Origin of the sequence: Leptothoe sp. EHU-05/26/07-4 (assembly GCF_043421015.1) — a bacterium.
GTDB classification, from domain to species: Bacteria; Cyanobacteriota; Cyanobacteriia; order Phormidesmidales; family Phormidesmidaceae; genus Leptothoe; species Leptothoe turfae.
This window is the reverse complement of the sequence record NZ_JAXSQV010000006.1, coordinates 268,854-280,585: the sequence shown is the minus strand read 5'-3', so window position 1 is coordinate 280,585 and position 11,732 is coordinate 268,854. Positions and strand designations below refer to the sequence as shown.

General features: G+C 47.1%; 12 protein-coding genes. 6 read left to right on the top strand and 6 right to left on the bottom strand.

The features are described from left to right. Nucleotides 1–176 precede the first annotated feature (176 nt). The 6 genes from sigC to psbN all read right to left on the bottom strand — a co-directional run bounded on the left by sigC (nt 177) and on the right by psbN (nt 7,557). On the bottom strand, nt 177–1,448 hold the full coding sequence (gene sigC / locus U2F10_RS23225) for an RNA polymerase sigma factor SigC (RefSeq protein WP_163671771.1): 1,272 nt from the start codon (nt 1,446–1,448) through the stop codon (nt 177–179). Between the two features lie 536 nt (nt 1,449–1,984). Further along, complete coding sequence (locus U2F10_RS23220) at nt 1,985–5,185, bottom strand: sll1366 family intein-prone helicase (protein WP_499873376.1); 3,201 nt, start codon at nt 5,183–5,185, stop codon at nt 1,985–1,987. A gap of 82 nt (nt 5,186–5,267) precedes the next feature. Continuing rightward, nucleotides 5,268–6,221 (bottom strand): PhoH family protein, encoded by a 954-nt coding sequence (locus U2F10_RS23215; protein ID WP_163668201.1) that lies wholly within the window; start codon nt 6,219–6,221, stop codon nt 5,268–5,270. A 125-nt stretch (nt 6,222–6,346) separates the two neighbouring features. Continuing rightward, a complete protein-coding gene (locus U2F10_RS23210; protein ID WP_431732032.1) occupies nt 6,347–6,736 on the bottom strand; it encodes a KH domain-containing protein in 390 nt (129 codons plus the stop codon). Between the two features lie 125 nt (nt 6,737–6,861). Continuing rightward, a complete protein-coding gene (gene rpsP / locus U2F10_RS23205) occupies nt 6,862–7,110 on the bottom strand; it encodes a 30S ribosomal protein S16 (protein ID WP_006516769.1) in 249 nt (82 codons plus the stop codon). 315 nt (nt 7,111–7,425) lie between these two features. Beyond that, a complete protein-coding gene (psbN, locus tag U2F10_RS23200) occupies nt 7,426–7,557 on the bottom strand; it encodes a photosystem II reaction center protein PsbN (protein WP_006516770.1) in 132 nt (43 codons plus the stop codon). 76 nt (nt 7,558–7,633) lie between these two features. On the opposite strand from psbN, the gene psbH reads away from it, so the two are divergent. The 6 genes from psbH (at nt 7,634) to U2F10_RS23170 (ending at nt 11,731) form a co-directional block, all read left to right on the top strand. Further along, nucleotides 7,634–7,837, top strand: coding sequence for a photosystem II reaction center phosphoprotein PsbH (gene psbH / locus U2F10_RS23195; protein ID WP_006516771.1), 204 nt, complete (start codon nt 7,634–7,636; stop codon nt 7,835–7,837). 215 nt (nt 7,838–8,052) lie between these two features. Then, entirely contained in the window at nt 8,053–8,370 is a 318-nt protein-coding gene (locus U2F10_RS23190; protein WP_499873375.1) for a TatA/E family twin arginine-targeting protein translocase, read from the top strand. A 115-nt stretch (nt 8,371–8,485) separates the two neighbouring features. After that, on the top strand, nt 8,486–9,115 hold the full coding sequence (gene pth / locus U2F10_RS23185; protein WP_499061007.1) for an aminoacyl-tRNA hydrolase: 630 nt from the start codon (nt 8,486–8,488) through the stop codon (nt 9,113–9,115). A 67-nt stretch (nt 9,116–9,182) separates the two neighbouring features. Further along, nucleotides 9,183–9,839 carry an AAA family ATPase gene (locus U2F10_RS23180; RefSeq protein ID WP_163668181.1) on the top strand — a complete coding sequence of 219 codons (657 nt, stop codon included), beginning with the start codon at nt 9,183–9,185 and terminating at the stop codon, nt 9,837–9,839. Beyond that, complete coding sequence (locus U2F10_RS23175; protein WP_499867795.1) at nt 9,836–10,501, top strand: hypothetical protein; 666 nt, start codon at nt 9,836–9,838, stop codon at nt 10,499–10,501. The genes U2F10_RS23180 and U2F10_RS23175 overlap by 4 nt, the downstream gene beginning before the upstream one ends. A 117-nt stretch (nt 10,502–10,618) precedes the next feature. Then, nucleotides 10,619–11,731 (top strand): S-(hydroxymethyl)glutathione dehydrogenase/class III alcohol dehydrogenase, encoded by a 1,113-nt coding sequence (locus tag U2F10_RS23170; RefSeq protein WP_163668177.1) that lies wholly within the window; start codon nt 10,619–10,621, stop codon nt 11,729–11,731. The last annotated feature ends 1 nt before the right edge of the window (nt 11,732 follow it).

Genomic DNA, 11,732 nt, shown 5'->3' with positions numbered 1-11,732 from the left:
CTGGAAAGGGTTATACGCGTTTGTAACGCTTTCAATCAGCACCCAAACCCCAAAACATCCGTCTTAGGGTACCAACATCTATCAAGAAAATATCTATTCGGAAAAAAGCCGGTGATGTAAAAACATCACCGGCTCAAAAACGTGCTGTATGGAGAAACGCCTCTCGCAGACAGAGACTAGCTCAAGGCTTCTAGATAATCGCGAATACGATTGCGTCGCTTAGGCTGACGCAATTTTTGCAGTGCCTTAGATTCAATTTGGCGAACACGCTCGCGAGATAGTTCCAAGGTGCGACCAATCTCAGCTAAGGAGTAAGGCACACCATCGCCCAAACCAAATCTTAGACGAATGACTTCTTGCTCACGTGTGGTCAAGTCAGCCAGAAGCTGATGTAAATCACGACGCAGAGCATCACGAACCGCCAGCTCTTCAGGAGATAAGGCATCAGTCTCTAGAAGGTCGCCCAGTTCTGTATCCCGCTCTTTACCCACTTTGGTCTCTAGGGAAATAGACCGGGGCACCTTGAGGAGCACCTCACGCACTTGAGGTGCGGTCATCTTGAGCTCGCGAGCTATATCTTCCACAGTGGCTGTGCGCCCTTTGGTTTGGGAGATTTTACGCTGAGCTTTTTTGATTTTATTGAGCTTTTCAGTGATGTGGACGGGCAGACGAATTGTGCGGCTTTGGGTTGCGATCGCACGGGTAATGCCCTGGCGGATCCACCAGTAAGCATAAGTGCTAAAGCGATATCCCTTAGTAGGATCAAACTTTTCAACCGCACGCTCCAGGCCAAGAGTACCTTCCTGAATCAGGTCTAGCAGCTCCAGACCTCGGTTTTGATACTTTTTCGCTACCGACACAACCAGGCGCAAGTTTGCCTTGATCATGTGCTCTTTAGCACGAGTACCTTCGCTACAGGCTTCATCCAACTCTTGGACAGACATACCCACAAGCTCAGCCCACTGACGCTTGCCTGCCTGCAGTGTTGGCTTTAGCTCGGCAGCCTCAATGCCACATTCTTTAGACAAACGCTCCAGGGAGGGGCGATGGCCTAACTGAGCTGCCATGCGATCGCGAGTTTCTAACAGTAAGACATATGTTGTTAGAATGCCCTCTTGCTCAGCAGCAGCCTGATTGCGCTGTTCCAAAAGGCTCATATAACTCTGGACTAGCTGAGCTTCAGCAACCTCTTCATCTCTTTCAAGTAGACGGACACGCCCAATTTCTTGCAAGTAAAGACGAACCAAATCAGTTGTACGGCGTCCAGGGGCAACCGCTAACTTATCAACGTCTAAATTTTCTACAGCGCTATCCTCATCCTTTGACAACAGCATTTTAATATCAGTATCGCTAGGCTCTTCCTTAGCAGGATCAGCAGTAGTGAGAGCAACAGAGCTGGGGGCTGCTAAATCAGCATCTGTAGTGGTTTGATAAGACGTTGCATCCATAACCATGGGCGGTGTAGCTTTAAGAACAGTCAAGGCCGTCTAGCCCTCGTAGATGTAGTGTGCCCGAGCCAATTAAGCGGGGAACAATCTGCAAAATTGGGAATTTTCTCCAAGCACAAATGTATACCTGATGAGCTAGACTGACGCACCCACATTTAGCGTAGAGTGACGCAGTTAAACCCCAAGTGACTCACATCAAGGTGACCTTAGGATCTACATCACTCAGTCAATCTATTCCCGATAAACAGCATTTAAGATGACGCCGAGGGCTATATCTAACTAAATATCAACCACTGCTGATCACCTCGATCAGGATTAGTCCAGGTTTTTCAGTGGCACAATTTTATGGAAAATTTCCTGATAGATTCAGACATTAGGACGACTTACGGCCTTAATCTTCGGGGCATTTAAGAACGCTCTCTGCCCGCCAGCAACAAAGCGAAGGGCCGTAAACATCACAAAAATTTCATTTGTATGAGCCGCTTGATTACGCTTGCTTTATGCACAGCCAGTTAGACTAGCTGACCATTCATGGATCAGCTTTCGTCAATTACAGCTTTACGGTCCAGCAGCAGCAACTCACGTAATTGATCCGTATCCAGCTCAGTCAACCATTGCTCACCAGCACCAACGACTTGCTCTGCCAGAGCCTTTTTATTGTCAATCATGTCGTTGATGCGCTCCTCTAAAGTGCCGCTACACACAAATTTATGGACCTGCACATTGCGGGTTTGACCAATACGAAACGCCCGGTCAGTCGCCTGGTTTTCCACTGCTGGGTTCCACCAGCGGTCAAAGTGAAATACATGATTGGCACGAGTAAGGTTCAGACCAACACCACCGGCTTTTAGAGAAAGAATAAACAACTTGGGGCCATTGGGATCTTGCTGAAATCGATCCACCATTGCTTCACGAGACGGCTGAGAAGTTCCACCGTACAGGAATAAAGCCTCTTCCCCTAAGTAATCTTTTAGATGAGCCTGCAACAAAGTACCCCACTCAGCAAACTGGGTGAAGATGAGGGCACGATCGCCTTCTGAAATCACCTCTTCCAACATTTCATTCAGACGCTGGAGCTTAGCAGAACGACGCTGTTTACCCAGAGATGCTTGTTTAAGATACTGGGCTGGATGGTTGCAGATTTGCTTTAGTTTGACTAGCAATCCCAGAATCATGCCCCGCCGCTTCACTCCATCAGCTTCATCAATATCAGCCAAGGCTTCATCTACAGCTTTTTGATAAAGCCTTGCTTGTTCAGCAGACAGGCCACAGAAAACGGTCATTTCCTGTTTTTCGGGCAGGTCTTGAATAATGCTGCGGTCGGTCTTGAGTCGTCTCAGAATAAACGGCTGCACCAATCCCCTAAGAGTCCGTAGCGAATCAGTATCCCCATAACGTTCAATCGGTGTGGCAAAACGCCGCTGAAAAAAGTTTTTGGGTCCCAGATAGTTCGGATTCAAGAAATCCATGATGGACCATAGCTCCGTGAGACGATTTTCTACCGGAGTACCGGTCAGGGCAATGCGAAAATCACTTTCCAACTCTCGTACAGCCTTAGACTGCTTCGCATCAGAGTTTTTAATATTTTGGGCCTCATCAAGGACTAGCCCCTGCCATTCCACCCGCTTTAGCTCTTTGAGATCCCGATATACCAGGGTGTAACTAGTAATAATCAGGTTTGTTTTCTGAACTCGTTTAGCAAATGTGGCCCCTTTAGGTCGCTTATCACCGTGGTAAACCAATGTGGTCAGCTCTGGACCAAACCGATGCACTTCTCGCTGCCAATTACTCAGTACTGATGTCGGGCATACCAACAGAATCGGTTTATTGAGAACGTCTTCTTGCTTGAGACTAAGGAGAAAGGCAATGAGCTGAACGGTTTTACCCAAACCCATATCATCAGCCAAACAAGCGCCCAGACCCCACTGCTCTAAAAATGACAACCAAGATACACCTCTTGCTTGATAAGGACGCAGCTTACCCTCAAATCCATCAGGTTCCTGCATTTCTTCAAGACTTTGGTTGCCGGTGGTCAGGGTCGTAATCAACTCATCCAACTTGCCCGATGCTTCGAAGGCTACCACCGGCAACTTATCGATGAGCTGACCATCACCACTACTAATCCGCAATACTTCTTCGACGGAAAGCTTATTTTTTGTTTGGCGACTGGTGAAGAAGGATTGAGCGGCTTTAACATCCTGAGGACGGAGTTCTACCCATTGACCATTAACTTCTACCAGAGGCGTCTGCTGGGCAATTAGCTGCTCAAATTCACTTTGGCTAACATTCTGGCCACCAATGGACAGTTGCCACTCAAAGTTGAGCAGACTTTGAAGCCCTAGGCGCTGCTGTTTACGGGAAGGTGCCATCGCCTTAACACTTAAACCCAAACGACTAGCACTCGCCTTTGTCGGGTCCACCAGATTATCGGGCAAGGTCACTCCAAATCCATTGTCTTGCAGGCGATTGGCCGTTGCTTTAATAAATTCGAACGCTTGAATCGGATCAAGGGTACAGACACTCGGGCTCGGCTCACCCAGGGTTTGCTTAATAGGTTCACATAGACGAGCGGCTCGTCCCAGACCAGCTAATAGTTTCTCTTGAGGAGATTCCACCGCACGTCCACGATAATCTAACTGATCAACGGGGTGCCGCCAGATTGTCTGGGCATCCAGGCAAAAGCTCTCATCATCCGAGGCTTCTAGACCATAGTGCAATGCCCAATTGAGTTCACCGCTGGGCGGAGGCATCAGACGAAAGCCCACATGTAATGAATCTAGATCATCAGCCGCCACATTTTGCAGAGGCGCTGTCCAGGTATTCAGCGCTTCATTAAGACGCACCAGTCCAACCGGAGTAGAGTCAAAGCGCTTTTTCTTTTCTTGAGTTAAAGCTCCTACCCATTCCCGTAGCGGCAAATCTTTGCTGAGGGGAGCCGTAGCAGGTAAAGGTTGCATTTGCGCCAGTTCGCGCACCTTAGCTGATACTACATTACCGAGAAAGTCTTGCAGTAGCGGCAAGGGTGGCTCGGGGGAACCCATGGCAATCGGCATATCTGGTGGGTCCGCAATGGCCGCTTTGGATTTCTTAGCAGTGGTTTTAGTTTTTTTAGCCGCAGTCGTTTTACGTGTCTGTGGATTGAGTGCTTGATATAGTCGACAGACAAGGGGCATGCGATCGGCAAACTGACGCAGTCGAGCCTGGTCAGTAGCACTGTTGAGTAGTAGCTGCCAAGTTGCGATCGCGCCACTACCATCCGCACTCACCATTGGTACAAATTTGCCCCGTGCCATCAGGTCAAGACTCCAGCGAATCATGTGAGACCAATAGCGCAAATCACCACCGATGAGACTCGCTTCAGCTCCCAAAGGCAACCCAACCAAAAGTTGCAACGCCGCCACAGTAGGCAGCATGATTCCAGACACACGCCACGGATAAAGCAACACCTCAGACTCCTGAGATTGCCCACAGAGCTGAGGATAAAGTTGAGCATCTTCCATAACCGTTGGCACTGATAGCACTTGCTCGCGCCAACGCGACTGAAACCGCTCTGCCAACACGCTTAAATCCCAATGATTTACCGTCGCCAGAAAAGCTTGAAATTCATCAGCACTTAAACAGTAAGGATGAGTCGCAATACTCCAACCATTGTCAGCAGGTTCTAGCCTACGCCATGTCTCCGCCCACACAAAAAAACGCTGCTGTGTCGGGAGCCAACTTCCATGAAGAATCGCCATAATCAATGCTGCCTTCAGTACCGTCCAACATCCAGATAAAAAGGATTCAGAGTATATAGTTCGAGGATAGAATCATATCCAGCTACATCTCATATTTTTCATAGGCCGCCACAATCCTCTGCACCATTGGATGGCGCACAACATCGGCCTTTGTTAATTCGGAAAACGCAATACCACTGACACCCTTGAGCACTTTCATAGCAACAGACAAACCTGATTGCCGCTCACGCACCAAATCTGTTTGGGTAATATCACCAGTAACCACCATCCGCGACTTAAAACCCAAACGCGTTAGCACCATTTTCATCTGAGCTGGTGTCGTATTCTGAGCCTCATCTAAGATCACAAACGCATTACTCAATGTGCGCCCGCGCATATAAGCCAGGGGAGCAACTTCAATAATGCCCCGCTCCATCAAACTCGGAATGCGCTCCGGGTCAATCAACTCATGCAACGCATCATAAAGAGGACGCAAATAGGGATCCACCTTCTGCTGCAAGTCACCTGGCAAAAAACCTAAACTCTCCCCAGCTTCAACCGCAGGCCTAGTCAAAATCAGGCGCTCGAACTGCTGCTCAAGAATTGCCTGCACAGCAACCATAGCGGCCAAAAATGTCTTCCCTGTACCGGCTGGCCCAGTACAAAAAATTAGGTCATTGGTGCGCAGGGAACTGACATACTTACGTTGACGGAAGGTTTTTGCTCGAATCGTTTCTCCGCGACGAGTCCGGGCAATTACATCCCCATGCAGCTGCCCAAGATCATCCTCTCGATGAGTATCCAACGCATGCACCGCAGTCATCACATCAGCCACCGAGACCTCCTGTCCCTGAGACCAAATAGATTGCAACGATGTCACTAAACGCTTAGAACGTTCAACTTGACTTGGCGTCCCTGATATCAACAAAGTGGTGCCACGCATAACTAGCTTGGCTCCTGTTTGCTGAGATAGTCGTTTTACAGCGTCTTCCCGATATCCAGCCATAGCCATCGCTTGCTCGGCTGAATCAAACTCAAACTCGAAGGCACCTTCCATAAAACAGACAAACTGTGCCGCCCTAGATACCTAGCTCAAGCACCCAGCACCTGGACTTTGTACATTAATTAACTATCGACGCTCGTAAACACAACTCAAACCCCGACCAAGCCTAGACATTTCAGCTAAGCATCGTCTTGACTTTGACTGCGCCTGGGTGGTCTACCAGCCCCTGGTCGACCACCACCACCGCCACGGCGCGGGCGACCACCACCTCGACCACCTCTTGGACGAGCCCGATCATGACCACCACTCGAATCTTGAGATGATTCGCCGTAGATATCTAAATGCACTGAACAATTGTGCAATGCACCGGTCGCTTTCAAAACCTTACGAATTGCTTGAATGTTACGACCACCACGTCCAAAAACTCGACCTTTGTCTTCACTGTCAAAAGCAACTCGAATCCAAAGACGTTGACCGCCTGACAATGATTCAAAGTCCAATCTCAACGCATCAGGAGACTCTAGAAAGGGAGTTACTAAAAATCGCACTAAGGCTTCAAAATCAGGCACATCGTTACCCTCTAACATCCAGTAGCAAGCATAGGAGTACACACATCAAGAAATTGATTTCAGCAGGAAGCTTAACAATAAGCTCTCATACTAAGCATCAAGTTCTAGAACCACGGACATTAAAACTAAGCCTTAAGCTGCTCGTACACGTTAGCCTTTTCAAGAATACGTTGCACAGTTTTTGTGGGCTGCGCGCCTTCCTTCAAACGTTTAAGAATAGCAGGAACTTCTAAACGGGTCTCATCAGTTCGAGGATTGTAAAAACCTAGCTCCTCTAGAGGGCGACCATCACGGCGATCTCGGCTATTCATAGCCACAATCCGATAGCTCACCTCACGCTTTTTGCCGTAACGCTTCAGTCGCAATTTGATCATAATTTTGTTGAAACTGTTCTGTCCGAAAATTTACACAAAGCCTAGCTGAGCGCAGCACATCTATTCAAAAGTGCTTGAGTGCGAGGTCTTTCATGGCTTTATCAAAGGGCCCAAAAACAGGCGCACTCACCCAGAGCAACTAATTCTATCACCACAAAGCCAGCATCGCACTGACAAAGTGTCAACAAGCTCTGCTAACACTCAAAATAATCTTAGCTAACCTTGCTTGTGAAGAATTGAATTCGTAGAGCTATGTTGTGTCAGTGTGAAAACTTCGAGTTCACAGACGACAACTCCCAGCCAAAAACACGCTGACTAATCTTCATGATCGTCAAATGGATCAGCAAGCTGCTTAGACGGTGGTCCAAATGCTGTGTATATGGCAAGTCCCGTAAAGGCGATGACGATAGCGCCAACTGAAATAATAAGAACTGTTGCAGAATCCATAGGATCTTTTAAGACGTAGAGGATGTAAAATCTATGATATTACAGAATATAAAGTGACCTTAAGGTACTTACGCCCATGGCACAGCAAACTCGGTTGGGAAACCTACTCAAACCTTTGAACTCTGAATACGGTAAAGTTACCCCCGGCTGGGGTACTACTCCTTTAATGGGAGTATTTATGGCGCTTTTCCTTGTCTTCTTATTGATCATTCTGCAGCTTTACAACAGTTCAATTCAAATTCAGGGAGTTGATGTTGATTGGCGTGGTTTGAGCTTCTAAATCAGTTTCATCAGTGCGCTTTCTCTCATAAAAATTTTGGGGAAGCGCATAAAAGCGCATAAAAACTGTTTGAGGGGGGTGGGTTTCTTAACCTGTCCCCTTTGCTAGTAGTGTGTCAGTAGTTCATCGATCAGCGCCATGACTATCAGGTTAGCGGTGATTTTAGGTGATGTAATAGTCTGGAGCAGTCAACATCAGCGAGAGGTTTATCAGCAATGAATATTTTTGGCATTGGTTTGCCAGAGATGGCTCTGATTATGATGGTGGCCCTATTAGTTTTCGGCCCCAAAAAGCTTCCTGAGATTGGTCGTAGCCTCGGAAAAGCCCTTAAAGGGTTTCAAGATGCTTCCAAAGAATTTGAAGACGAGTTCAAAAAAGAAGCTGCCCGCATAGAAAAAACAGTAGCTGAACCGATGAAAGCAACTTTAGAAAAATCAGAACCTAAGGCATTAAAGCCAGAGCCTGAATCTTCCAACGAAAATCAGGTCAATGATGCTACTGCGAGCAACATCACCACCGATGGGCCAGCTTAGTTGTATTTGTTCTGGGTGCAGGGTAATAGTCAAAAATAATTATTTCACCTAGTCCACGTCTTGCCTTCAGCCTACTAACGCGAAGCGTAAGTAACCGAAAGTTTTAAGTAATAGGATGGTAACGACAAACGCCGCAGCTCCACCAACACCGAAACTATTAGTGGGGCTAGGTAACCCAGGGCAAAAATATGACCGCACTCGCCATAATATTGGCTTTGAAGTGATAGATAGCCTGGCTAAGAGTTGGTCCATAAAGCTTACCGAAAACAAACGCTTCCAGGGACACTTTGGAGAAACTCGTTCCAGTTCTGGCGAACGACTGATTTTACTCAAACCCACCACATACATGAACCGTTCTGGACAATCGGTACGGGCTGTTTTTGATTGGTACAAACTACTGCCAAGTGAAGTGCTGGTGATTTACGACGATATGGATTTGCCCATTGGCAGATTACGCTTACGCCTTTCGGGCTCGGCAGGCGGTCATAATGGCATGAAATCAATTATTTCCCACCTAGGCACTCAGGATTTTCCTAGACTTCGATTGGGTATTAGTCGGACCAACACTTCAGACAAACAAGCTAATAGAGCCGTCGTTAGTCATGTACTAGGTAAATTTGCTCCGGATGAACGTAAGGTTATCGATGCAGCTATTACTCTTGCTAATGACGCAGTAGAGTTTAGTTTACGCAAAGGGATTGAGCGTGCCATGAGTCTTTACAATGGGCGAGAAGCTGCCGTATAGCACGATTAAACACACATCTGTTCTGATCATGAACATTAGGTATTAAGGTCCTGTAGCTGTAGTAGCCGTGACCAAGGTAAAAAATAAGCAAGTAACCCCAAAGGTATTAGCTGTTTTAAATGGTAAGGGTGGAGTAGGTAAAACAACTACTGCTGTTAATCTAGCTGCGATTTTTGCAGAAGATCGGCGAGTTTTGCTGATCGATAGTGACCTCCAGCGTTCTGCTACCTGGTGGCTAGAGCGAGTACACCAAGTATTTGACTTCTCCCACGCACCTGATGTCAAGATGCTGGAAAAGCTGAAGTCCCTTGATGAATATGAACTGATTGTAGTTGATACTCCTCCAGCGCTACACTCTAAATCCTTAGGTGCTGTGTTAACGGTGGCAGACTATTTACTACTGCCTACACCACCAGCACCGATGGATGTGACAGCCTTAATTACAACTGTCAAAACTATTGTTCAACCATCTGGGGTCTTTCATCGGGTATTGCTGACAAAGGTTGATTCCCGTAGTTTAAAAGAAGCGCAAGAGGCTCAAGCCATGCTGGAGAAGTTGGATATTTCGGCTTTTCAAACATACATACGGACGTACAAAGCCCACGAGCGGGCTGCCATGGAAGGTTGCGCTATTAGTCAATGGAAGGGGCCTAATGCGCAAGAAGCTCAGGCCGACTATTACCGAGTTGCTGCTGAAGTCCTAAGAGACTGGAAAAGATTATGACTAAAAAACGCATTGCCGACCTACTAAAAGAAGAAGTCGAGAAATCCAACGATGCTGAACAAACTCCAGCACCCACTCCCACTCAGGATAGTCAGTCCTCTAAAGCAGGTAACGGAGGAACTGCCGAAACGGCCTCTGGTACAAGTCGGACTAGAAAACGGACCAATAAAACATCAACGGCTTCAAAACAGACGACTGCGAAAAAGGCCACGACCAAACAGACCACGACCGAAGCCACCAACACAGCTGATCTGAAAAAGCAAATCGCCGACTTAAAAACTTCTCTCAAACAAGCTCAGGAACAAATCTCTGGGCTACAAGACGATATCAAGACTCACCAAACTCGTATATTCGAACTTAAGGATGAGTTAGAAACCTCACAAAAAGTTGCAACAGATAAATCGGAAGAACTAACAAAAGTTACTGACGAGCTGGAAACAGCCAAAGAAACAATCCGAAAAATTACGGCTCAACAAGAGGAAGCGGCTCAACAAGAGGATACTCCGACGAAAATCATTCACGGTGCCGATTTAGCGGTCAACCGTCATACTTTGAGTTTGAGAAATCGCCCCAGTAGTTACAAAGCAATTCCAGAATATGCCATCCAGCGTGGCGAACATAATAGTATGCTCTCCGACGATGACATTGGTTGGGTTGATTAGGGCTATTAAAATCCACTGAATAAATTCTCGTAGCGTTTCTTTACAGTTGAATAACAGGTTGATAAATAGTCAACCACGTCCCCTACTCTGAGGAGGAATTGTGCAGAGGTATGGTTTATGGACGTGAGAGCAGCTGTTGCTCATCAGGCTGGACAACCCCTAACGATAGAAACACTAACCTTAGATGGCCCTAGGTCAGGTGAGGTGCTGGTTGAGATTAAGGCTACTGGTGTTTGTCATACCGATGCCTATACTCTTTCAGGCAAAGATCCTGAAGGTTTATTCCCAGCTATTTTGGGGCATGAAGGTGCTGGCGTGGTTGTGGAAGTGGGAGAGGGTGTAAAAAGCCTGAAACCTGGCGATCATGTCATCCCTTTATATGTCCCCGAGTGTCGTACCTGTGAGTACTGTTTAAGCGGCAAAACCAACCTTTGTCAGGCCATCCGTAGCACTCAAGGTCGTGGATTAATGCCCGATGGCACTAGTCGCTTTCATTTGAGCAAGGAGCCTATTTATCACTACATGGGTACCTCAACCTTTGCTAACTACACGGTTGTCCCTGAAATTGCCCTGGCTAAAATTCGAGAAGATGCACCCTTCGATAAGGTGTGTTATGTCGGTTGTGGGGTGACTACAGGCATCGGTGCTGTGATTAATACAGCTAAGGTGGAGCCTGGATCAAATGTGATTGTCTTTGGATTAGGAGGGATTGGGTTAAATGTAATCCAAGGCTGTCGCTTGGTTGGGGCAGACATGATTATAGGTGTAGATCTTAACCCTGGGAAAAAGGCTCTAGCAGAAAAGTTTGGCATGACCCACTTTGTGAACCCCAAGGAAGTTGAGGGGGATCTGGTGCCCTACTTAGTGGACTTGACCAAAGGTGGGGCCGACTACACCTTTGAGTGTATTGGCAATGTTAATGTGATGCGTCAGGCATTGGAGTGCTGCCATAAAGGCTGGGGTGAAAGCATCATCATCGGTGTCGCTGCATCAGGGCAAGAAATTTCGACGCGTCCATTTCAACTGGTTACAGGTCGAGTTTGGAAAGGTACAGCTTTTGGGGGGGCAAAAGGTCGCACCGATGTGCCTAAAATTGTGGACTGGTATATGAATGGCAAGATCAATATTGATGATCTGATCACCCACACTTTTCCATTAGAGAAGATCAATGACGCCTTTGATGTGATGCATGAAGGCACATCAATTCGTAGTGTTGTGACGTTTGACTAGC